34 protein-coding genes are annotated in these 19005 nt (G+C 53.8%); 30 read left to right on the forward strand and 4 right to left on the reverse strand.

Annotated elements, in window-relative coordinates; genetic code table 11:
• Positions 1-72 precede the first annotated feature (72 nt).
• The 4 genes from AB2B48_RS04370 to AB2B48_RS04385 form a co-directional block, all read right to left on the reverse strand.
• On the reverse strand, positions 73-240 hold the full coding sequence (locus tag AB2B48_RS04370; RefSeq protein ID WP_368300896.1) for a YdaE family protein: 168 nt from the start codon (positions 238-240) through the stop codon (positions 73-75).
• 10 nt (positions 241-250) lie between these two features.
• Positions 251-457 carry a phage encoded cell division inhibitor protein gene (locus tag AB2B48_RS04375; protein ID WP_035893838.1) on the reverse strand — a complete coding sequence of 69 codons (207 nt, stop codon included), beginning with the start codon at positions 455-457 and terminating at the stop codon, positions 251-253.
• Between the two features lie 364 nt (positions 458-821).
• Positions 822-2264 carry an ATP-dependent nuclease gene (locus tag AB2B48_RS04380; protein WP_368300897.1) on the reverse strand — a complete coding sequence of 481 codons (1443 nt, stop codon included), beginning with the start codon at positions 2262-2264 and terminating at the stop codon, positions 822-824.
• Between the two features lie 104 nt (positions 2265-2368).
• Positions 2369-2755: a helix-turn-helix domain-containing protein gene (locus AB2B48_RS04385; RefSeq protein WP_368300898.1), complete on the reverse strand. Its 387-nt coding sequence runs from the start codon at positions 2753-2755 to the stop codon at positions 2369-2371.
• Between the two features lie 103 nt (positions 2756-2858).
• Here AB2B48_RS04385 and AB2B48_RS04390 point away from each other — a divergent pair, with 103 nt between their 5' ends.
• From AB2B48_RS04390 to AB2B48_RS04535, 30 genes are all read left to right on the forward strand, one after another.
• A complete protein-coding gene (locus tag AB2B48_RS04390) occupies positions 2859-3077 on the forward strand; it encodes a transcriptional regulator (protein ID WP_368301911.1) in 219 nt (72 codons plus the stop codon).
• 11 nt (positions 3078-3088) lie between these two features.
• On the forward strand, positions 3089-3628 hold the full coding sequence (locus tag AB2B48_RS04395) for a toxin YdaT domain-containing protein (RefSeq protein ID WP_368300899.1): 540 nt from the start codon (positions 3089-3091) through the stop codon (positions 3626-3628).
• 164 nt (positions 3629-3792) lie between these two features.
• On the forward strand, positions 3793-4629 hold the full coding sequence (locus tag AB2B48_RS04400) for a DnaT-like ssDNA-binding domain-containing protein (RefSeq protein WP_368301912.1): 837 nt from the start codon (positions 3793-3795) through the stop codon (positions 4627-4629).
• Positions 4630-4631: 2 nt separating this feature from the next.
• Entirely contained in the window at positions 4632-5381 is a 750-nt protein-coding gene (locus AB2B48_RS04405) for an ATP-binding protein (RefSeq protein WP_368300900.1), read from the forward strand.
• Positions 5378-5578 (forward strand): hypothetical protein, encoded by a 201-nt coding sequence (locus AB2B48_RS04410; RefSeq protein ID WP_368300901.1) that lies wholly within the window; start codon positions 5378-5380, stop codon positions 5576-5578. The genes AB2B48_RS04405 and AB2B48_RS04410 overlap by 4 nt, the downstream gene beginning before the upstream one ends.
• On the forward strand, positions 5575-5826 hold the full coding sequence (locus AB2B48_RS04415; protein ID WP_368300902.1) for a hypothetical protein: 252 nt from the start codon (positions 5575-5577) through the stop codon (positions 5824-5826). The genes AB2B48_RS04410 and AB2B48_RS04415 overlap by 4 nt, the downstream gene beginning before the upstream one ends.
• On the forward strand, positions 5823-6374 hold the full coding sequence (locus tag AB2B48_RS04420) for a hypothetical protein (protein WP_368300903.1): 552 nt from the start codon (positions 5823-5825) through the stop codon (positions 6372-6374). The genes AB2B48_RS04415 and AB2B48_RS04420 overlap by 4 nt, the downstream gene beginning before the upstream one ends.
• Positions 6371-6661: a hypothetical protein gene (locus AB2B48_RS04425; RefSeq protein ID WP_368300904.1), complete on the forward strand. Its 291-nt coding sequence runs from the start codon at positions 6371-6373 to the stop codon at positions 6659-6661. Before AB2B48_RS04420 ends, AB2B48_RS04425 begins: the two co-directional genes overlap by 4 nt.
• Positions 6662-6787: 126 nt before the next feature.
• Positions 6788-7324: an ead/Ea22-like family protein gene (locus tag AB2B48_RS04430; protein ID WP_368300905.1), complete on the forward strand. Its 537-nt coding sequence runs from the start codon at positions 6788-6790 to the stop codon at positions 7322-7324.
• Complete coding sequence (locus AB2B48_RS04435) at positions 7317-7640, forward strand: hypothetical protein (RefSeq protein WP_368300906.1); 324 nt, start codon at positions 7317-7319, stop codon at positions 7638-7640. The genes AB2B48_RS04430 and AB2B48_RS04435 overlap by 8 nt, the downstream gene beginning before the upstream one ends.
• Positions 7640-8059 (forward strand): HNH endonuclease, encoded by a 420-nt coding sequence (locus tag AB2B48_RS04440; RefSeq protein ID WP_368301913.1) that lies wholly within the window; start codon positions 7640-7642, stop codon positions 8057-8059. Before AB2B48_RS04435 ends, AB2B48_RS04440 begins: the two co-directional genes overlap by 1 nt.
• On the forward strand, positions 8056-8271 hold the full coding sequence (locus tag AB2B48_RS04445) for a hypothetical protein (RefSeq protein ID WP_368300907.1): 216 nt from the start codon (positions 8056-8058) through the stop codon (positions 8269-8271). Before AB2B48_RS04440 ends, AB2B48_RS04445 begins: the two co-directional genes overlap by 4 nt.
• Positions 8271-8528, forward strand: a complete 258-nt coding sequence (locus AB2B48_RS04450) for a hypothetical protein (RefSeq protein WP_368300908.1) — start codon at positions 8271-8273, stop codon at positions 8526-8528. The genes AB2B48_RS04445 and AB2B48_RS04450 overlap by 1 nt, the downstream gene beginning before the upstream one ends.
• The gene (locus AB2B48_RS04455; RefSeq protein ID WP_368300909.1) at positions 8525-10276 is read left to right on the forward strand and encodes a DNA cytosine methyltransferase; all 1752 of its coding nucleotides are present in this window, start codon (positions 8525-8527) and stop codon (positions 10274-10276) included. The genes AB2B48_RS04450 and AB2B48_RS04455 overlap by 4 nt, the downstream gene beginning before the upstream one ends.
• A 512-nt stretch (positions 10277-10788) precedes the next feature.
• On the forward strand, positions 10789-11025 hold the full coding sequence (locus AB2B48_RS04460) for a hypothetical protein (RefSeq protein WP_368300910.1): 237 nt from the start codon (positions 10789-10791) through the stop codon (positions 11023-11025).
• 47 nt (positions 11026-11072) lie between these two features.
• Positions 11073-11675: a DUF1367 family protein gene (locus AB2B48_RS04465; RefSeq protein WP_368300911.1), complete on the forward strand. Its 603-nt coding sequence runs from the start codon at positions 11073-11075 to the stop codon at positions 11673-11675.
• Positions 11675-11881: a hypothetical protein gene (locus AB2B48_RS04470; protein WP_368300912.1), complete on the forward strand. Its 207-nt coding sequence runs from the start codon at positions 11675-11677 to the stop codon at positions 11879-11881. The genes AB2B48_RS04465 and AB2B48_RS04470 overlap by 1 nt, the downstream gene beginning before the upstream one ends.
• A gap of 2 nt (positions 11882-11883) precedes the next feature.
• Entirely contained in the window at positions 11884-12489 is a 606-nt protein-coding gene (locus AB2B48_RS04475) for a recombination protein NinG (RefSeq protein WP_368300913.1), read from the forward strand.
• Positions 12486-12704: a hypothetical protein gene (locus AB2B48_RS04480; protein ID WP_368300914.1), complete on the forward strand. Its 219-nt coding sequence runs from the start codon at positions 12486-12488 to the stop codon at positions 12702-12704. Before AB2B48_RS04475 ends, AB2B48_RS04480 begins: the two co-directional genes overlap by 4 nt.
• Entirely contained in the window at positions 12701-12823 is a 123-nt protein-coding gene (locus tag AB2B48_RS04485) for a hypothetical protein (protein ID WP_368300915.1), read from the forward strand. Before AB2B48_RS04480 ends, AB2B48_RS04485 begins: the two co-directional genes overlap by 4 nt.
• The gene (locus AB2B48_RS04490) at positions 12820-13635 is read left to right on the forward strand and encodes an antitermination protein (RefSeq protein WP_368300916.1); all 816 of its coding nucleotides are present in this window, start codon (positions 12820-12822) and stop codon (positions 13633-13635) included. The genes AB2B48_RS04485 and AB2B48_RS04490 overlap by 4 nt, the downstream gene beginning before the upstream one ends.
• A gap of 475 nt (positions 13636-14110) precedes the next feature.
• Positions 14111-14509 (forward strand): putative holin, encoded by a 399-nt coding sequence (locus AB2B48_RS04495; protein WP_085668332.1) that lies wholly within the window; start codon positions 14111-14113, stop codon positions 14507-14509.
• A complete protein-coding gene (locus AB2B48_RS04500; RefSeq protein ID WP_368300917.1) occupies positions 14506-14781 on the forward strand; it encodes a phage holin family protein in 276 nt (91 codons plus the stop codon). Before AB2B48_RS04495 ends, AB2B48_RS04500 begins: the two co-directional genes overlap by 4 nt.
• Entirely contained in the window at positions 14781-15323 is a 543-nt protein-coding gene (locus tag AB2B48_RS04505) for a glycoside hydrolase family 108 protein (RefSeq protein WP_368300918.1), read from the forward strand. Before AB2B48_RS04500 ends, AB2B48_RS04505 begins: the two co-directional genes overlap by 1 nt.
• Positions 15320-15592 (forward strand): hypothetical protein, encoded by a 273-nt coding sequence (locus AB2B48_RS04510; RefSeq protein WP_368300919.1) that lies wholly within the window; start codon positions 15320-15322, stop codon positions 15590-15592. The genes AB2B48_RS04505 and AB2B48_RS04510 overlap by 4 nt, the downstream gene beginning before the upstream one ends.
• A complete protein-coding gene (locus AB2B48_RS04515) occupies positions 15549-15734 on the forward strand; it encodes a hypothetical protein (RefSeq protein ID WP_368300920.1) in 186 nt (61 codons plus the stop codon). The genes AB2B48_RS04510 and AB2B48_RS04515 overlap by 44 nt, the downstream gene beginning before the upstream one ends.
• Positions 15731-16180 (forward strand): hypothetical protein, encoded by a 450-nt coding sequence (locus AB2B48_RS04520; RefSeq protein WP_368300921.1) that lies wholly within the window; start codon positions 15731-15733, stop codon positions 16178-16180. Before AB2B48_RS04515 ends, AB2B48_RS04520 begins: the two co-directional genes overlap by 4 nt.
• A gap of 97 nt (positions 16181-16277) precedes the next feature.
• A complete protein-coding gene (locus tag AB2B48_RS04525; protein WP_368300922.1) occupies positions 16278-16916 on the forward strand; it encodes a putative metallopeptidase in 639 nt (212 codons plus the stop codon).
• A 30-nt stretch (positions 16917-16946) separates the two neighbouring features.
• A complete protein-coding gene (locus AB2B48_RS04530; RefSeq protein ID WP_368300923.1) occupies positions 16947-17435 on the forward strand; it encodes a DUF2280 domain-containing protein in 489 nt (162 codons plus the stop codon).
• On the forward strand, positions 17432-19003 hold the full coding sequence (locus AB2B48_RS04535; RefSeq protein ID WP_368300924.1) for a terminase: 1572 nt from the start codon (positions 17432-17434) through the stop codon (positions 19001-19003). The genes AB2B48_RS04530 and AB2B48_RS04535 overlap by 4 nt, the downstream gene beginning before the upstream one ends.
• The last annotated feature ends 2 nt before the right edge of the window (positions 19004-19005 follow it).

A 19005-nucleotide genomic window follows, 5' to 3' on the forward strand; every position in this document is an offset into this window, starting at 1 on the left:
GTTTTGGTAATTTCCGGTGTAACTTTGGTCGGTGGCACCGGACGTACAGGCCCGCTTTGGCGGGTTTTTACGTTATGACTCGTGGGCCATCTGGTCGCATGAAGCGCAATGTTCGCAGCAGTACTCGCGCTCTTCGTGCTTCAGCTGCGCGCCGTGAATCAGCGTCAACTTGCTCTTCACTTCTTTTCCCTGCTCAATTGGCTTTCCGCACCGGCGGTAAGCGCATTTCTTCTCCTGCATAACTCCTCCGTTAATGGCTAAGGCCATTCCCCAGACCGTTTAAATAAACCTCAACCAGCAAATCTTTGGTGTAGGTCCGCTCAATGCCTCGATGCAGATACAAACGACCGCGAGCGTTGGCTGATGCTGTCCAGGTAGAGTCGTTGTGCTTGACGAGCATTCCCGGCTGAACTGCGCCGCGGTTGACCGTCTGGGTACCGTAGTGCTGATGAACCATGCTGATTCCCTCTCGTTTGCCCTTGTCGCCAGGCTGGCGGAACGGTTGCCTGATGCGCTATTTGTGATCCACCGTCGGGAGGTTTCTTCCTGTTGGTGGTCGTAGTGCGTCTTGGTGATATTGATATTAAGCCGCAGACTTAATTGATGTCAAGCTTAAGGCGAAGTCGTTTGTTAAGTTTTAGGCTTACGTGATGGAAGTGACGGATTTTGGACGAAAAAAATCCCAGCGCCGAGGCCGGGATCACGGGATGTTCGGGGCGAATTCTAAAGCCGAATTCTGGGAGAAGGGCAGTAAAAACCCGGCGCGGTGGCCGGGAAAAGATAACTAGGGGACGCTCAGTAGCCAGTTGAGAACGAGGGTATTAGCGCTCCGATTCCAGTGCATCAACTATTGGTTGGAGTACAGCATCAAGATCTGCAGCGCTCATGCAGTTTTTGGCCCAAGATGAACACATGGCATGCCAGAGTATCTCAGAGCCGATATTTAATGAATTGGCGGCAGTTCTTGGCCATCCATGATGGTCTGCATTGCTCATAGAGGAATTCAGCGCATCAATCGTTTCTGCCGGCTCCCTGCCAATTTTTTCGGAAATATTGGGCCATCCCTGTTCTTGCAGGGCATTGAAAACCACGACTTCGGGAGCATCGTCGCCTGGCAAAATAGTACATCCTGGTGCTGGGGATTGATCCCCGTCAAGATATACGACAGTTGTTCTAGGGAATCTATTGTTGTGAGCCATCTGCCCTAATGCCATGCCAACACTTGCGGTTCCAAAAGGAATAATCATGACCCTAGATAATAACTCACGCTCTCTGGAGGTGGCGATGACTTCAGAAACGAGTGTTTTTGCGACAGTATCTTCTACATAGATATCACATTCTGGATGATTTTCCTCATCCATTTTAGTCATGGCAAACTCAGGGCTTACACCGCTTACGGCTGTTTTCCCCTCAACGCCATTCATGAGATAAATTCGTGCTTCTGGGGGAAGCTCAGAGAGAATGTAAGGTGAGTGCGTTGTTATGAGAATTTGAAGCTCCCTTTCTCTCGCTAAATTGGCGAGATCGCGCATCAAGCGCCGTTGAGCCCTTGGATGCAAGGATGTCTCTATCTCGTCAATTAAGATAAGTCCATATTTCGGATAATCCACTGCAATAAGTTCTGTCGCAGTAATTTCTCCAGCACCTTGGTGAAAACCAGAATATCTAGTTCCTTCGTTTGAAATTACGGTAACTGGTCTTTTGGCATCTATTGTTGTTGTTGATAACCCAGCTGCTGTATAACTCTTACCTATAATGTTTTTAAGTCGATCAAGCCTATCTTGGTCGAACGCTTCATGGGATTGTTCTGTAGATCCCCCCTTAAGCAATTTGAGATACCCTAGTCTTGCGTTAACTGGCTGCAGCCTGCTTAAATCAACATATTCGACTCTTCTTGCTGGGCGATCAGGGTTCCCGATCCAGCGGTTTGTTGGCTTTCTTATAGATTTAACTAATGAGTTATGTCCTTCTCTGTATGAATAACGAATATATGCACTTTGTATTTTTTCAAAGGGAGTGTCCGGGAAGAAGAATGAGGCGAATCTCTTTTTTTTGTCTTTATATACAGACGCCGCACATTGCAATACTGTGCTTTTCCCCGAGCCATTTTCACCAACAAGTGCAACTATTGGAAATTGAAAATCTACCCGCTGCCCAGACCAACCTCGTATACCTTTTATTTCAAGCCATTCTAGCCGCTTAGGCCAAGATGTTCCTGTCTTCCATTTGTTAATGAGTTTCCTCATTTCTTTAGAGATTGCCATGATCATCCTCTATTATTTTTGTTGAATCCAGCGCAATATTCAACCATTCCAAAAGTTAATTATCTCGGGATAAACACCATTCTAACTTAGTAAATAGGAACATCTTAATCTTCCTGAGACCGAATCCGGCCCTTCATGTACTTCTCGTACATCGCATCCAGCTCTTTCAGGCGGATGGAGAATATACGCAGCATGTTTTCCTGCTCATCCTCAGGAAGTTGACGGAAGAGCTCGAGCAGTCTTCTCTCGTTAGCTTTCATCCCGTCTTTTTCATCAACATCTTCGCCTAACAGCCAAGGAACTGACACACCGGCGGCATCAGCGACTGCCAGCGCTGATTTCTTGCTAATCACGCCCTTCTTAAACCAGCCGTTCACGGATTGCGGAGTTACCTGCGCGACCCTGGCCATATCAGATTTTGTCATTCCACGACCATTTAACTCGGTCAGGCGCTCGACAAGTATTGGGTTAAGTACGGTTTTTTCTTTCATGTCTGAAGAATAACCCTTTGGCTTAAACTTTAAAATTCGCCTGGAGCTTGACAGTTTATTAAGTCTGAGGCTTAATTTAGTCATATCCAACGCGGAGAAAATGATGAACGGATTAACCAAAGCAATTAAATGTGCAGGCACAGCCTCAAAACTCGCAGTTTTACTGGGCATTAAGCCTATGTCAGTAAGCCGCTGGAAAAATCGCTACCAAGGCGTTGTACCAGCTGATCGCGTCTTACAGATTTATGGCGCCACCGGTGTTACACCACACGAACTGCGGCCCGATCTGTATCCAAACCCAACCGATGGGTTACCACGTTAGGAGGCCTAATCATGCAGGCGCTTACTTTTCAAAATGATAACGAAATTAGCCAGGGTGCAATGATAAATCGCGCTCAAGCGCATAAGGGGCCGAGTCACGAAGATATTCGCGATGTGGTCCGCGCCTGGGCGGGTGTAGATGGTCAGGATGTGGTTACAGCCCTGATCATCGAAGAGTACCGGGCGCAGGGCGGTGATGACATCACTTTCCCTGATGATCTCTGCCGGAAACGCCAGAAGCTCTTTCGTTTCCTGGACAACCAATTCAACAGCGAACGGTATCGCGAGAACGTCCGTCGGATAACCCCGGCGATCCTCGCGGTTCTTCCGCTGGAGTTCCGCAGCCGACTGATGCCAGAAGACAACGTCAGGGCACGTCTGGCACGACTGGAGAAGGAAATCAGTGAAGCCAAGATAGCCGTCGTAATGGACGCGCCAAAGCACCAGAAGCTGAAGGAATTGAGTGAAGGGATTGTCGAGATGTTCCGCGTGGATCCTGACTTAACGCTGCCACTGATGACGCTGGTGACTTCAATGCTGGGGGCTGTATGACTGGATTGGAAAAGGCGAAAGCCGCGGTGCTCGAACACCAACGGCTTTCAGGCGCAAATGTAGAGACAAATGCAAAATCAGTATGCCCACACATTCATGTTTTTACCAGCGGAAGTTCTGTCCACTGGAACAATCTCATCGCTTTCATTTATCAGGAGGACGCAATGGCCGGTGACTGGATAAAAATGCGCGCCGAGCTGCATACGCATCCGAAAATTGTCCGCATGTCGTCCGCTTTGAAAGCGGACAGATTGCGCGTTGTTGGTGGACTACATTCCGCATGGTGTCTTTTTGATGTCCATTCCACTGATGGTTTGCTTCACGGCTATACGCCAGAAACTCTAGACGACCTGATCGGATTCCCTGGCTTTGCGCGAGCAATGATTGCTGTTGGCTGGCTGGAGGAAGAGGGAGAAAACCTAGTGATGCCGCGCTTTGACGCACATAACGGCCAGTCAGCTAAGCGTCGTGCGCAGGATGCAGACAGGAAGAAAAAATCACGAAAAATGTCCGCTTGCGATGCGGACAAAAAGCGGACCAGAGAAGAGAAGAGAAGAGAAGATATAAAAGATATAAACCCAGAGAGAGAAGGCGCGTGTGCACGACCTGCGGGTGACTCATCTGGCGAAAGCGGGTTGCCCCCAATTCCGCCACAAACTCCCCCTGGCGAAGGGAGCGACGATGGGCTGTATTTTGGCCCACTGGGTAAATTCCCGATCACCGATGACTGGATGCCTTCGACCGACTTCGTGGGCAAAGCTCGCCTCTGGGGGAAAAACCTCGGCACAGAGCCGGGATATACCCCTGAAGAACTCCAGCAGTTCCGGGATTACTGGGCCCCTGACGGGAAGGTTAAACACCAGCAAGCCTGGGAGCAGACATTCGCTGACAGCCTGCTGCAAACGCGTAGTCGAATCCAAAGGGCGAACCCATCAGCCGCCAGGGATGTTAATCGCATTCCGGTTCCGGATAACACCATCCCACCAGGATTCAGGGGGTAGCGATGAAAAACATGATTGGTACTGGCAGCGCGCTTGAGCGCCTGAAGAAACTCATTCCGCCCGGCGTACAGCCGAAGTTCACGAAGGCAGCTGAATTGCTGGCGTGGCAGCGGGAGGAAGGGCTGAAACAATGCGAGGAACTGAACCGAATGAACCAGAAAGCGCGCACTGAGAAAATCTTCGGTCGCTCTGGCATCCAGAGCCTGCACCGCAGCTGCACGTTCGCCAACTACGAAGTATCCAGCGAGCAGCAGCGCAAGGCCTACACCATGGCGAAAAGCTACGCGCAGAACTTCGGGGCTGGCTTCGCAAGCTTCGTGTTCAGCGGTGGACCTGGCACTGGCAAAAACCATCTTGCCGCGGCGATTGGCAACCATCTCCTGGCTGCCGGCCATACGGTTCTGGTCGTCACCATTCCGGATCTGATGCTTCGGGTTCGCGAGTGTTACGACGGCGGCCAGTCGGAAGCCTCCCTGCTGGATGACCTCTGCAAAGTTGACCTGCTGGTGCTGGACGAGGTCGGCATTCAGCGCGGAAGCAGCGGCGAGAAGGTTATTCTGAACCAGGTCGTTGACCGCCGCCTGTCCTCGATGAAGCCGGTGGGCGTGCTGACGAACCTGAACCATGCAGGGCTTCAGGATTCTCTGGGATTTCGCGTTATCGACCGCTTAACCATGGATAACGGCATCTGGGTGAACTTCGACTGGGGCAGCTACCGCAAGAACGTATCGCATCTGAGGGCAGTGAAATGAGCATCGTGAAAACCCACACCGGCATCGTCATCACAAAAGACGGCCCGCAGCGTAAAAAACTGCACGAAACGAAAAGCATGTGGTGTGCCGGAAAGAACGAGATGTACCACAAAGACACGGGCCGCCGCCATTTTGGTGAGAAAACACGCCGCTGCCTGCTGCTGGAAACGATCGTAAAAATCGGGAGTGAGTCATGAGCGAAATCACTGTGAAACAGACCAAAAAGGCGATCGCAATTATCGCCGAGTACCTCCAGCGCGCCAGCCGGAACGAGCAGTTGCAGGAGGCAAAAGTTCGCCTGGATAAGAAAATCGTTCTGCTTTCCGATGATGAGCAATGCGACCAATCCATGCTGATGGCGGCATTTGTACCGGCGATGACAAGTCACACCCGGGAGAAGTTCTTTGAAGAAATCGCAGCAGCACTGGAAGGAGCGCAGGCATGAAACCAACATACGAACAGCTTGAAGCGCAGGTGCTCGAACTGTCAGTGAAATTAGCTAACGTTGAGAGCAAGTGCGCTGAGCTTGCGGTGGAGAATGCGGGGCTGAAGACTGGCGTTACGTATTTTGCATTTGCACCTGAATATGGGTTCGATTACTTCGCAAACAAACAGGATGCCATAGATACCGCGCAAGCTGAAATCGACGCCTATCGCGATGATGCTTTTGATGGTTGGGATGAAGATGTCCGCCGCGTTTCATGGGGAGTTGTGATTCAACAGGCCGACGGGTTCGACGCAGAGGGCGTCCATATCTCTGACAGGTGTCACACATACCAGACCTGCGATTACCAACTGGTTGATATGGTCGAAACCCCAGCAACCGACGCGTACCTGGCTGAAGTGCGGGCTGCTGAAGCTAAGCACGTCTACGACAGCATCTTAGACAATCCAGCAGTAACGGACATGGAATCGCTTGTCGATTGGCTGGAGCAGAATTCCAAAGACTCTGTATCGTTCGCCGCTCAGTTACGCCAAGGAGCCAAATCATGAGCGCAATTTTGGTTCAGGCAGTAAAGAATTTTTTAGGCATGGGCTCTGGTGAGCTTTCTCCTGCGGTTATCCGCATGCATGAAAAAAAACGGAATGTCTTCGACATGATTGTTTTCCCATATGTCGACCTTTCCGATCCCATGCAGGTGACGCTCTTCATGAAGGCGGCCAAAGAGATGCGAGAACGCATGACGGGCCATTACTCGCGCGTTGATATTTGTTCCGTAAACGAAATCATTCAGTTGGCAGGGATAACCCCATGGGGGGAGAGCAGCAGACGCCCATGAGTGGCTGCATAAACTCCACTGCGTGGCATTCAAAGACATGCATCCTGAAATAGCGATGCAGGTACCACACCGCATAAATATGGTTTTTGCCAATGGCGAATACCAATATCCATGGGAGTCAGTCCAATGAACGATATCACCGCACTGATGGCGACCATGAAAGCGGCAGCAGAGAAAGCAATAGGGGCACATGAGCGACTTAGCGCTATGCCGTCAGATGGGCTATTCGATGCCTCGCTTGCAGAAAATGCACAACTTGAATCTGACATTACTGCGCTTATTGCCCATAACGACGCGTCAACTCCAGCCAACGTCAAGGCGCTGGTAGAGGCGCTGGAGACGAAAGAGGAACTGCGTAAGAACTGGTTCCACATGGCTCAGAAACTTGGCGAAGACCTGGACGCAGCAGAGAAGCGCATCGCCGAGCTGGAAGGAACGGAGCAAAAACTCTGCGCCGCTAACGTGACGCTTGATGCTCGCGCGGAATTAGCTGAGCGCAGACTGGCAGAGCTGGAGTCCCGCACAGTCACCGTGAAGCTGCCACGTCGAGTGGGGGCCAAATCATCATGGCAGGATGGGCCGCTAATGCACGCTGACGAGGTTATCGCAGCACTGACCGCCGCTGGCATCCAGGTTATCGAAGGAGAGCAGAGGAATGGCTAAATCAACAGATGTACATGACCTGTTAACTGCTTACCAGCAACAGGCGCGAAAAATACCAGCGAAGGGTGTTTACGCCTCAAGGCATCGTCAGGTTGAAGTGAATGCGGCACGCGTGCGCAAGTTAATGCGCAAGCGTCGGCGCTCAGCTGGCAAGTCAAATAAGCTCGGCTATCGCTTTACTGCCGAAATGCGCGTCGCACTGATTTGCGATATGAACTTCTGGGCGCTGGTATGTCGCTCTAACCGCCAGAACTCCAATTTGACTGATGGAGTTGTCGTCGCTGCGGGAATTCCGGTTATCGAAGGAGACGCATGATGGCACTGACGAAGAAACAACGCGCAGAGCTGCGCATGAAGTTCGGTGGCCGTTGTGCTTATTGTGGCTGTGAATTACCAGAGAAAGGCTGGCACGCCGACCATGTTGAGGCGGTGCTGCGCAAATCAGAGCAGTGTATGAAAGCCGCTGCGAAAGGCATTTTCAAACTGAAGGCGACGGGTGAATTCTACAGGCCAGAAGCTGAGAGACTGGAAAACATGTTCCCAGCATGTGCGCCTTGCAACCTTTTGAAAACATCCTATTCGCTGGAAATGTTCAGAAAGCAAGTATCTCTTCAGGTTGAGCGCGGGCGCAAGAGCAGCATGAACTTCCGCACGGCAGAGCGTTTCGGTCTTATCGAGACAGTGGAAAAACCAGTTGTGTTCTGGTTCGAAAAATATCAGGAAGGTGCAGCATGACAATCAACTTAACAGACCCAGCTAACCAGTTAACAGCCGAGCAGCTTGTAACGCTGCAGCTGCGCATCATGAGCGCATTGTCGTTCTACCGTCAGCGCCCGGAGAAGGAAGCCAGGAGGATGGCAGAGTTGCTTGAGCTTGCAGGTGCTGCTGCTAGTGAGCTTCAGAAGTGCCGGAAAGCCGCTGCTGATAAATCGTCTGAGGTGAAATAGTGGATCCATTACTCGAGTACGCCTGTAAACGCGTGATTGAGCTGGAAGGTCTGTTGCTGGTGGAAGTGCCTGAAACAGTCTGGCCTGCTGAAGTTGGCATGGTCTTATCTCAGGTTGAAGTCGCCGGGGAACTCCCGGCGCATCACCAGCGCCGCCTGCAGCACCATATCAACCGCATGTGGCTGGAAAAAATGCCGGTACCGACGATCATAGCCGCGGCGCGTTCGCTGGCCACTGCCATGGAGAAATACGCGTGATTCATTCTGAAATCATTGTTGATAATTTTGCTGGTGGTGGCGGGGCATCCACTGGCATTGAAATGGCTACCGGGCGAAGCGTGGATATTGCGATCAACCACGACCCGAACGCGATTGCTATGCACACCACAAATCATCCCGATACGTTGCACTATTGCGAATCGGTTTACGCGGTGCGTCCGAAGGTTGCGACCGCCGGCCGCCGTGTCGGATTGGCCTGGTTCTCGCCAGATTGTCGCCACTTCTCGAAGGCCAAAGGCTCAAAGCCGGTGGAGAAAGAGATTCGCGGCCTGGCGTGGATCGTTATTCGTTGGGCGCTGGCGGTGCGGCCACGCGTCATGATGCTGGAGAACGTGGAGGAGTTCAAAACGTGGGGGCCGCTTATCGCTGCCGAGGATGGCGGGCTGCGCCCGGATCCCCTGCGCACCGGTGAAACCTTCGAGGCGTTCTGCGGCATGCTGTCTGGCGGCATCCCTGCCGGGCATCCGGCGCTGGTGGAGTGCTGCGAGTTCCTGGGTATTGCCGCTGGCGGCGAGCTGGCGCAGCAGCTTGTTGCCGGGCTGGGATATGCCGTTGACCACCGCGAGTTGCGCGCGTGCGACTTTGGCGCGCCGACCATCCGGAAGCGTTTCTTCATGGTGATGCGCTGCGATGGCGTGCCGGTGACCTGGCCGGAGCCGACTTACGGCGATCCGAAAACACCAGCGGTGCAGGGCGGCAAGCTGGCGCCATGGCGCACCGCGGCGGAATGTATCGACTGGTCAATTCCGGCCCCGAGTATTTTTGACCGTAAAAAATCTTTGGCAGAGAACACGCTGAAGCGGATCGCGCGCGGCATTCAGCGCTTTGTTATCGAGAGCGCATCGCCGTTCATCGTGAAGTGCAACCACACCAGCACCAAAACGAACTACGACTGCTTCCGGGGTCAGCTGCTGGGCGAACCGCTGCAGACTGTTACTAAAAGCCCTGGCTACGCAATTGCGGAGCCGACCCTTGCGCCGTTCCTGGCGGGTAACGGCGGCAGTGAGTACCAGGCGAAGCCACGCCCACTGGATAAACCTGCACATACAATCCTGAAAGAATCCCGCGCATGTGTCGTTGCGCCGGTGATCGCCAGGCAGTTCGGGGCCAGCGTCGGCCATCGTGCTGATGCACCCAGCGGTGCTATCACTGCTGGCGGGGGCGGGAAATCTCAACTGGTAACGGCCAACTTAATTAAGCACTACGGCGGCAACTATACCGGGCCGGGCGTGAGCCTGGACGAGCCTGCGCATTCAGTGACAACCGTTGATCATCATGCGGTCGTGGCCTCGCATCTGGTGATGCTACGCGGTACTTGCCGGGATGGGCGCGTTGTTGACGCGCCAGCGCCTGGGCTTACCGCTGGTGGCCAGCACGTAGGGGAGGTTAAAACCACGCTGGCAGCTGATGGATATGACGAGCACCGCGCGCAGCAGACGCTGGCGTTCCTGCGGGAATACTGCGGCGAGGATTGCGATGGGCTGGTCAGCGTAGACGGCATCACTTACCGCATCGTTGATATCGGCATGCGCATGCTGCAACCGCATGAACTATACCGGGTGCAGGGCTTTCCGGAGTGGTACATCATCGACCAGGATTATCGGGGCGTGAAGTACGCGAAGGATAAGCAAGTTGCGCGCTGCGGTAATGCTGTGCCGCCGCCGTTCGCTGAGGCGCTGGTGAGGGCCAATCTGCCGGAGCTGTGTCAATCGCGACGGGCAGCGTAACCTACCATACAAGCGATATGGGAATCCCCATATCGACAACCAAGGCCTCTCTGGAGGCCTTTTTCACGACAGGTGTTTGCACCACCTCCACATGATCGATTTTACCGATCGATTACATCCAATCGATCTATCAAATCGATTAAGAAGCGAACACATTCACGCAACACATCAATAACGCTTAATGTTAATCACTTTCATTTGGAAGATGACGCATGTCATGACGTCGAGTGTCGGCAGGTGTCGAAGCCAATGATTCAGTAGGTTAGCAACGTCATTTTTGCCGCACGAATTGTTAAATTAAACGATCATTTTTCGCACAAATGTGAGGCTGAAAATTTATTTAAATCAGTAGGATAAATGCTATTGCGTAGCGCCACCATTTTTGTGCATACTTTGGCAAATGGAATAAATACTGTATAAATAAACAGTGATGTTTTTTAATCTTATTTCGCCAGCCACCGCCAGATTTAAAGGCAGAAAGCTGGCCTGGTGGATTGCGAAAGGAGGGGGTTGTGGCTGGAAACGTTGATGGCGTGGATGACTGGTATGACATTGTGCGGCGCTCAGATGGCCGTGTGGTCGGTTCGTTCTGCGGAGAACACCGCCATCTCATCTACCGCCAGAACGGGATAGTTTCACTACGTCCGATGCTGGAGGATGAGATTGTGTTCACTCACAGCTCGATGGTTAAATTCCTGAAGCGCTGCGGTTATGGCATTACACCACCTCCTGATAATCTGATATCATAATTCCATAGGCCTGAACAACCTATGCCTGATGCGCCACGGAGAACCCCATGGCGCACGAACTACAGCTAATCAAGCAGTCCCCAGGAATCCTGATCCCGGCTAATCCCGAGACCAGTGAAATTCTGCAATCAAAAATTAAGCTTGGCGCCGTGCTGGTGGCCAGGTTCAGACAACCCCGCAACTCCGCATTCCATCGGCGCTTCTTCGCGCTGCTTAACCTCGGCTTCGAATACTGGGAACCTACCGGCGGCGCTATCTCGTCGAACGAGCGCAAACTGGTGACCGGGTTCGCTAATTTCCTGTCGACGTACGGCGGCAGTGCAAACGCGTTGCAGGGTGCCGCTGAGCAGTACCTCGAACAGGTTGCCGGGCGACGCGTCACCAACGGCATTAGCCTCTGCAAATCATACGAAGCGTACCGGGCATGGGTCATCGTCGAAGCCGGGCATTACGACACCATCAAACTGCCTGATGGCTCACTCCGTAAACACCCCCGCAGCATCTCCTTCGCGAACATGGGCGAAATCGAGTTCCAGCAGCTGTACAAGGCCGCGCTGGATGTTCTGTGGCGCTGGATATTGTCCAAGCCATTCCGCACGCAGGACGAGGCCGAGAATGCCGCTGCGCAGCTGATGAGCTTCGGGGGGTGATGCCGATGAAATACAGCTGGTTCCATCATCACGAATGCACCACCGAGCAGGCCGACGAGCTGGTGGCTAACTACCAGCGCCGTGGCATCAAAGTCGAGCGCAGCCTGAACCGCGACAACATCACCTGGACCGTCAGCGCGCAGCTGCCGGAAGGCGATAAAGCGCCGCGCCCGAGCCGTGTATGGCAAAACAAGGCGTGGGGTTGAGCATGGCTAAGCTACCGCGCCGCAAGTGCGCCAACAAAGAATGCCGCCAGTGGTTCCACCCGACGCGCGACACGCAAACCGTGTGTGGGTACGAATGCGCCAGCGCATACAGCAAAGAACAGACCAGAAAAGCCCGGGAGGATGCGCAGCGCAAGGAGGTGAAGCGTCAGCGCCAGGAGGCGAAAGAACAGCGGGCGCAGCAGGCCGAACGTCGCCAAGCGGTGAAGCCACTCAGCCACTTCGTTAAGCAAGCCCAGCAGGCATTCAACGAATTCATCCGGTACCGGGATCGGCATCTGCCGTGCATCAGCTGCGGTCGCCATCATAACGGGCAATACCACGCAGGGCATTACCGCACCACCGGGGCTAACCCCGAGTTGCGCTTCAATGAGGACAATTGCCATCGGCAATGCGCCCCCTGTAATAACCACCTTTCTGGCAACCTGACCGCATACCGCCCGGCGCTGATCGCCAAAATCGGCCAAGCGCGCTTTGATGTCCTGATGGGCCCCCACGAATTACCGAAATGGAAACGCGACGACTACATCCGAATCCGCGATGAGTACCGCGCAAAACTCAAAGAACTGAAACAGCAGGAGGCAGCGTGAAAATCACTTACAGCGACGAAGGTACCCATGCCCGCATCTGGCTGACTGGCCCGTTTTGGCAACTTAGTCGAGCCAGACGTGTCGCTGATGCTGGCCTGGCGGCTTCACCAGTTAATTCGTGGGAATCAAAGGGGCTGATCTTCCAGATAACGCTATATGGGAAAAGCTCCTACGTCCTGCGGGCCTACAAGGCGATAGCGAAGGTGGCTGTATGACCAGAGAACAGATTATCCGGTACCAGGCCGAAAGCGTCATGCGCGCCAAACTGCCGCCAGTAGCAAAACATAGCCAGAACCAGACTAAAGCCAAACAGCCAAAGAGGGCCGCAGCGTGAATCTTGAAAACACCGTGAAATACCACTTCGCAAAATCCACGCTGATTAGCGACTCTCCGCGCGCTACCGCCTCAGATTCACTGACCGGCACCGATATCATGGCTGCCATGGGCATGACGCAGGAGCGCGCCGCTTTGGGCTACAGCGCTTTCCTTGGGAAGATGGGCATCAGCCAGAACGACAGGGAGCGGGCGATCTCGCTGCTGGCCGAGTATGCGCTGACCAAATGCGACAAGGTTGCCGCGCTGCGCAAGCTCGCCGCCGGGGTTAAGCCGTTGGTTATACATCAGCTTGCCACCTTCGCGTTTGAGGACTATTCCCGCAGCGCCGCCAGCGTGAAGCAATGCGAATGCTGCGCCGGAACAGGGTTTATTGAGGCTGACGTATTCACGATGAAATCGCACTACACCATGAGGCTCCCTCAGTGGGCAAAAGACCTGAAGCAGTCACCCAGTGATTTCGAGGTTAAGCGCCAGGTGAAAGAGGTGGCCCGCGTACTGTGTTCGACCTGCAAGGGTAAGAAGGTTGTAAGTTGCGCCTGCAGTGATTGCCGGGGGCGCGGTAAAGCCGTAGACCAGAAAGAAACGAAGAGGCAGGGTGTTCCGGTTATGGCCGGCTGTAAGCGCTGCGGCGGTCGCGGGTACGAGCGGATCCCGTCGACTGAGGCCCACGCAGCGGTTTGCCAGATTACGGATGCCATCAGCCTGGACACGTGGAAGAAGTCCGTTAAACCGTTCTACGATCAACTAATCACGAAATTTGATATCGAAGAAGCCTGGGCCGAAGCACAGCTGAAACAGATAACGCGATAGGGATTATGGAAATTAATTCGAGCTATTTACTTTTCCCGAATCTGTGTTAATTTTATCCCAACGATGGGTTAATGCCTTCGTTTCAAGCCCTGCGGTTAACACCGTGGGGCTTTTGCGTTTCTGGGGGGTAAAAAAATGCACCTGTAGACGGATAGACCGCAGCCGAAAGGCAATGCAGCAGTCATGATGCTGCCCCGAGTCGCCATTGAGCGAGCCTGTGTAGCGATGGGTAAGGGTTCATAGATCAAAACAAGCTCCGGTAGAGCAGTGCGAACGCCAGACGCGCACCGGTTATCAGCGGCGATAGAGCGACAGCACCTCAAGGGCATGAGCGTGGCCACTCCGGGAAGTGGCATATAATTTTTAGAGGCTGCCATTTTGCGGCCTTTTTCTTTTTCAGGCTCCGGGAAAACTCCTCGACGTGTGTTGTTGTTAAATCAGCCCGAGAGCCTGAACCCCTACACACGGAATCCATATGTCTGAGCCAATCACGATCGCCACTGGGGCAGCATCTGCCACGGTGGGAATTACATTCGCCTCAATGTTTCCGGAGGCAACGCCCGGCGTCATGCTGTGCGCTCTCGCCGGTGCGGCAATGTACGTGCTGACATCAGAACCTCATCAACTCTGGAAGCAGATGCTGTTTGCGGTCATCTCATTCATGGGCGGGGTCTTCTTCTCCGTGCCGATGGCGAAAATACTGGCAGGCGTGATTAACACGGCGCTCGGCCTGCTGCAGCCGCCGGTGAGTATTGAGGTGTCGCCGAACGTTGGCGCGCTGGTGGCCGCTTCTGTTTCCGTCGCAGTCCTGCTTCGAATCGTCGCCAAATCACGGCGCGGCAAGATGCCAGGGCTGGAGGAGGAAGAGAAATGATATGGCATACCGTCATCCTTGATGCCAATGCGTTCGTCTGCCTGGGCATCGTTATTCGCCTGATGTTTTTCAGCAAGGTGGGGAAGACGCACCGGCCGGGCTACGCCTGGATGGCATATCTGCTGATACTCGCCGCCGGCTTCACCGCATTCCGTATCCTCCTGGGTCAATACACCCACGTTGACCCAGGGGAGCTTTTTCTCAATGCCGCCATCTTCATCGCCGTATGGCGCGCCCATGGCAATCTGGCAAAAGTCGTAAGGACTGATTGATGACCAAAGACGACATCTTTAACGGCATCCTCGGTAAAGAGGGCGGCTATGTTAACCATCCTGACGACAAAGGTGGCCCGACGAACTGGGGAATTACTCAGGCAACGGCGCGCGCCCATGGCTATGCCGGTGATATGCGAAGCCTGACCAGGCAGCAGGCTATGGATATTTACGAGGCTGATTACTGGTATGGCCCACGCTTCGACCAGGTAGCAACTGTTTCACCAGCCATCGCCGCCGAACTCTGCGACACTGGCGTGAACATGGGGCCATCTGTCCAGGTGAAATGGTTCCAGCGCTGGCTGAACGCGTTTAATGACCAGCAGAAGCTTTATCCGGACCTGATTGCCGACGGCCAGATTGGCCCGCGCAGCATCAGCGCCCTGAAATCGTTCCTGGCGAAGCGCGGGAGTGAAGGGGAGGCAGTATTGCTCCGAGCACTGAACTGCAGCCAGGGTCAGCGTTATCTTGAGCTGGCAGAGCAGCGCCCGGCTAACGAGTCGTTCATCTACGGCTGGGTACGCGAAAGGGTGAGCCTATGACAAAGCTGAAAGCCATTCTGGCGTTTGTCGCCGCTGCCGCACTGATGGTGCTCGCAGCGTTCGGTCTGGGCAGCATGCGTGGACGTGAAAAGGCCGAAGCCAAAGCGGATAAGCAGCGTACTGACGATAACGCAGCAGCCACCAAAGCAGCCGCCGAACGCCGCGTCGAAGTAACCAAAGAGGCCAGCAATGTACAGCAGACTGTTAGCCATATGCCTGATGACGATGTTGATCGTGAGCTGCGCGGAAACTGGACCCGCAAAGGTTGAGTTAATCGACACCGGTTGTGACTGGGTGAAGCCAATCTATCTCACGGAAAACGACATCGCCGTCATGGACAAGCAGGCCAAGCGTGATGTGCTGGCTCATAACAAATCGTGGCAGATGAACTGCCAGAAGGGGGGTAAATGAACGAACAAGCCAACAAAATACTCGTTGAGTTATTGCAGAAGGCGGTCAGCGGTATTGATGCTGCGGTGTCATTTAGTCAGTCGCAGATCCCTGATGTGATTCATCAGTTGCTGGTGTGGAAATTCACCAAAAGTCTGCTGGTGACATTGATTCTTCTGGCGACCGTCCCGGTTGCAATTAAGTTTATCAGGGGCACGCTCAAGCGTGAGCAAGACGGTGCATTTGGCGATGAAGGATGCTCTTGGGAGCGAAATAAGCCGAAATTCAAGCCTACCCTTGTATGGCAGAGGGACGGAGATATCAGCCCACTATCAATCATATTCGGATTTGCTGTCTGTCTTTATGTCGTTACGGCGGGCGGGCTCATCATTGATATGACGTGGCTGAAAATCTGGTTAGCCCCGAAGCTTTACCTGATTGAGTACGCCGCATCACTGATGAAGTAGCCATTCCAAAGCTCATCTGCGGGTGGGCTTGATAATGGATATCCCCTTGAGCGGATAAAACACAAATAGACCCTGTAGGGGATAAATGGAGTGACCAATGCCGAACATTGACGAGCTTAGGCCATATCCGCCAGTTAACTTCATCGATACCGATAACTGGCAGCCCTACACCAGACTCATACCCGCCAATGAAGTGAATGAGTGGGTAAATCGCCAAATCCTCAGTGACGAGGGCGGCATTCACAACCCAGACCATGTGCACCTGATTGATGCTGACATGTGCTTCATGTGGGCGTCAGACTCGTTCGCGAAGAAAGGGCGTTATGTACTCGGCCAGGCTGAACAGGTAATGCTGCGTGCTGGTGGTTGGCAAAAGGCCCGGATGGAACAGCAGATGTATGAATGGTTCGGGCGTGTCCCGAAGTACATCATCACTCTGGCGGCTGATTACTGCTCCCAATGCAGCGACCTCGAATTCTGCGCGTTGGTGGAGCATGAGCTTTACCACATCGGCCAGGCCACCGATGATTTTGGTGCGCCGAAGTTCAACAAAGAGACCGGACAGCCAGTGCTTACTTTGCGCGGCCACGACGTCGAAGAGTTCGTTGGTGTTGTACGCCGTTACGGTGCCAGCACTGACGTGCAAGAACTGGTGGACGCAGCCAATCAACCTGCAGAGGTGGCAAAACTTAACATCGCCAGAGCGTGCGGGACTTGCATGTTGAAGCTGGCATAAATTTGGAATGCTTTGGAAGGATGGTGATTTATGGCTGCACTAAAACCAGAAGTGAAAGCCTTCATCATTCAGATGCTTGCATGCTATGACACCCTGTCGATTGTGGTCGATGCCGTCCAAAAAACTTTCGGCATAAAAGTTACCCCTCAGCAAGTCGAATCACACGATCCGACGAAGGTTAGCGGAAAAGGGTTGGCTAAAAAATGGGTTGACCTCTTCAATGCCACGCGTGAGCGCTTCCAGACCGAGATTTCAGATATTCCGATCGCCAATAAAGCGTACCGGCTGCGCGTCCTTAATCGCATGGCTGTTAACGCTGAAGGCATGAAGAACTACGGGATGACGGCCCAACTACTGGAGCAGGCCGCTAAAGACGTAGGCGACGTCTACACGAACAAACAAAAAGTAGAGCAAAGCGTGGTTGCGACTCATAACGTTATGCCGGTCCCGTCCTGCGATAGCGTTGAAGGCTGGGAAGCGGCAGCACAGAAGCAGCAGAGCGAGGTTCTTGGTGGATGAATTACAAAGCCGTATGGAAACCTCTGCCGGGATCGCAATCGCTCTCCCTGAGCTGCCCATGTAACGAAATCCTCTACGAGGGAACGCGCGGGCCGGGTAAAACCGCCGCGCAGTTGGCGCGCTTCCGGCGTCTCGTTGGTCTGGGCTACGGCTCGTTCTGGCGTGGTGTGATATTCGATACCGAGTATAAAAACCTCACCGACATCATCACCCAGTCAAAGCGTATGTATCGCCTGTTCAACGACGGTGCCCGATATCTGGCCTCAGCATCTGAGCTGCGCTGGGTGTGGCCGACTGGTGAGGAGCTGCTGTTCCGCTTCGGGAAAGAAGAGGGCGACTACTGGGATTACCACGGCCAGGAGTTCCCGTTTATCGGGTTTAACGAGCTGACCAAGCAGCAGTCGGGTGAGTTCTACGAGATGATGTTCTCCTGCCGGCGATCATCTTTTCGGCCCGAGAACTACCCGAGGGATGATGGCTCACTGCTGAAGCCGATTCCACTGGAGACATTCAGCACCACAAACCCGTTTGGCATCGGCCACACATGGGTTAAGAAGCGCTTCATTGAGCCTGCGCCGCGCGGCACCATCATTCGCGAAACGCAGAAGGTGTTTAACCCTCAGACCGAGCGAGAAGAGGACGTGACGCTGACGCGTGTCGCTATCCACGGTTCGTTCAAAGAGAACCCGTATCTGGATCCGCAGTACATCGCGACGCTGATGGCAATCAAAGACCCTAACCGGCGCAAAGCCTGGGTAGAGGGTTCATGGGATGTCACCAGCGGTGGTCGCTTTGACCATCTGTGGAATGCCTCGCATCACGTGATTAAGCCGTTCCGCATTCCCGATAGCTGGACGGTTGACCGCTCTCATGACTGGGGAGAATCGAAGCCGTTCTCCAACCTCTGGTGGGCGCGGGCTGACGGCACCACCGCTGAGCTGCCTGATGGTCGCCAGTTCTGCCCGCCTGCCGGGTCGCTGATCCTCATTGGCGAGTGGTACGGCTGCCCGCCTGATGAGCTGAACAAAGGGCTGAATATGTCATCCACCAACGTTGCTAAGGGCGTGGCGTGGGTCGATAAACGGCTGGTGGGAGAAGAACTGGCGGAACCCGAAGAAATAAAGCTCAACGGGGTTACGCAGGGGCAGCTGAATATCATGCCCGGCATCTGCAAGAAAATTGTTCCAGGCCCTGCAGATGGCGCTATTTACAACACCGGCGATGATGAGCTCTCCATTGCACAGAAGATGGAATCGCAGGGCGTTAAATGGGTTCCATCCAACAAGAAGCCGGGATCGCGTGTGAACGGCGCGGCCCTGTTTGCTGACATGCTCGAGGCCGTCATTGAAGGTAAGAAACTGGAGTCAGGCACGCCTGAGAAACCAGCGTTTTACGTGTTTGATTACTGCCGGGGCTGGATAAGCCGTGTGCCGGTTCTCGTGCGCGACAGTAAGAACCCTGACGATGTAGACACCCAGCAGGAAGATCACGACTGGGATGGCACGCGCTACGCCGTCCTGCACTCACCGCCGAAGAAAGTCGGCAAAGTCACCAATCTGAGGCTCTAACC

The organism is Kluyvera sichuanensis (assembly GCF_040930405.1).
GTDB lineage: Bacteria > Pseudomonadota > Gammaproteobacteria > Enterobacterales > Enterobacteriaceae > Kluyvera > Kluyvera sichuanensis.

Excerpts from the sequence above, each read along its gene's own strand:
- AB2B48_RS04370 (WP_368300896.1), bottom strand. The coding sequence starts at position 240 with ATGCAGGAGAAGAAATGCGCTTACCGCCGGTGCGGAAAGCCAATTGAG.
- AB2B48_RS04375 (WP_035893838.1), bottom strand. The coding sequence starts at position 457 with ATGGTTCATCAGCACTACGGTACCCAGACGGTCAACCGCGGCGCAGTT.
- AB2B48_RS04380 (WP_368300897.1), bottom strand. The coding sequence starts at position 2,264 with ATGGCAATCTCTAAAGAAATGAGGAAACTCATTAACAAATGGAAGACA.
- AB2B48_RS04385 (WP_368300898.1), bottom strand. The coding sequence starts at position 2,755 with ATGAAAGAAAAAACCGTACTTAACCCAATACTTGTCGAGCGCCTGACC.
- AB2B48_RS04390 (WP_368301911.1), top strand. The coding sequence starts at position 2,859 with ATGAACGGATTAACCAAAGCAATTAAATGTGCAGGCACAGCCTCAAAA.
- AB2B48_RS04395 (WP_368300899.1), top strand. The coding sequence starts at position 3,089 with ATGCAGGCGCTTACTTTTCAAAATGATAACGAAATTAGCCAGGGTGCA.
- AB2B48_RS04400 (WP_368301912.1), top strand. The coding sequence starts at position 3,793 with ATGGCCGGTGACTGGATAAAAATGCGCGCCGAGCTGCATACGCATCCG.
- AB2B48_RS04405 (WP_368300900.1), top strand. The coding sequence starts at position 4,632 with ATGAAAAACATGATTGGTACTGGCAGCGCGCTTGAGCGCCTGAAGAAA.
- AB2B48_RS04410 (WP_368300901.1), top strand. The coding sequence starts at position 5,378 with ATGAGCATCGTGAAAACCCACACCGGCATCGTCATCACAAAAGACGGC.
- AB2B48_RS04415 (WP_368300902.1), top strand. The coding sequence starts at position 5,575 with ATGAGCGAAATCACTGTGAAACAGACCAAAAAGGCGATCGCAATTATC.
- AB2B48_RS04420 (WP_368300903.1), top strand. The coding sequence starts at position 5,823 with ATGAAACCAACATACGAACAGCTTGAAGCGCAGGTGCTCGAACTGTCA.
- AB2B48_RS04425 (WP_368300904.1), top strand. The coding sequence starts at position 6,371 with ATGAGCGCAATTTTGGTTCAGGCAGTAAAGAATTTTTTAGGCATGGGC.
- AB2B48_RS04430 (WP_368300905.1), top strand. The coding sequence starts at position 6,788 with ATGAACGATATCACCGCACTGATGGCGACCATGAAAGCGGCAGCAGAG.
- AB2B48_RS04435 (WP_368300906.1), top strand. The coding sequence starts at position 7,317 with ATGGCTAAATCAACAGATGTACATGACCTGTTAACTGCTTACCAGCAA.
- AB2B48_RS04440 (WP_368301913.1), top strand. The coding sequence starts at position 7,640 with ATGGCACTGACGAAGAAACAACGCGCAGAGCTGCGCATGAAGTTCGGT.
- AB2B48_RS04445 (WP_368300907.1), top strand. The coding sequence starts at position 8,056 with ATGACAATCAACTTAACAGACCCAGCTAACCAGTTAACAGCCGAGCAG.
- AB2B48_RS04465 (WP_368300911.1), top strand. The coding sequence starts at position 11,073 with ATGGCGCACGAACTACAGCTAATCAAGCAGTCCCCAGGAATCCTGATC.
- AB2B48_RS04470 (WP_368300912.1), top strand. The coding sequence starts at position 11,675 with ATGCCGATGAAATACAGCTGGTTCCATCATCACGAATGCACCACCGAG.
- AB2B48_RS04475 (WP_368300913.1), top strand. The coding sequence starts at position 11,884 with ATGGCTAAGCTACCGCGCCGCAAGTGCGCCAACAAAGAATGCCGCCAG.
- AB2B48_RS04485 (WP_368300915.1), top strand. The coding sequence starts at position 12,701 with ATGACCAGAGAACAGATTATCCGGTACCAGGCCGAAAGCGTCATGCGC.
- AB2B48_RS04495 (WP_085668332.1), top strand. The coding sequence starts at position 14,111 with ATGTCTGAGCCAATCACGATCGCCACTGGGGCAGCATCTGCCACGGTG.
- AB2B48_RS04500 (WP_368300917.1), top strand. The coding sequence starts at position 14,506 with ATGATATGGCATACCGTCATCCTTGATGCCAATGCGTTCGTCTGCCTG.
- AB2B48_RS04505 (WP_368300918.1), top strand. The coding sequence starts at position 14,781 with ATGACCAAAGACGACATCTTTAACGGCATCCTCGGTAAAGAGGGCGGC.
- AB2B48_RS04510 (WP_368300919.1), top strand. The coding sequence starts at position 15,320 with ATGACAAAGCTGAAAGCCATTCTGGCGTTTGTCGCCGCTGCCGCACTG.
- AB2B48_RS04515 (WP_368300920.1), top strand. The coding sequence starts at position 15,549 with ATGTTGATCGTGAGCTGCGCGGAAACTGGACCCGCAAAGGTTGAGTTA.
- AB2B48_RS04520 (WP_368300921.1), top strand. The coding sequence starts at position 15,731 with ATGAACGAACAAGCCAACAAAATACTCGTTGAGTTATTGCAGAAGGCG.
- AB2B48_RS04525 (WP_368300922.1), top strand. The coding sequence starts at position 16,278 with ATGCCGAACATTGACGAGCTTAGGCCATATCCGCCAGTTAACTTCATC.
- AB2B48_RS04530 (WP_368300923.1), top strand. The coding sequence starts at position 16,947 with ATGGCTGCACTAAAACCAGAAGTGAAAGCCTTCATCATTCAGATGCTT.
- AB2B48_RS04535 (WP_368300924.1), top strand. The coding sequence starts at position 17,432 with ATGAATTACAAAGCCGTATGGAAACCTCTGCCGGGATCGCAATCGCTC.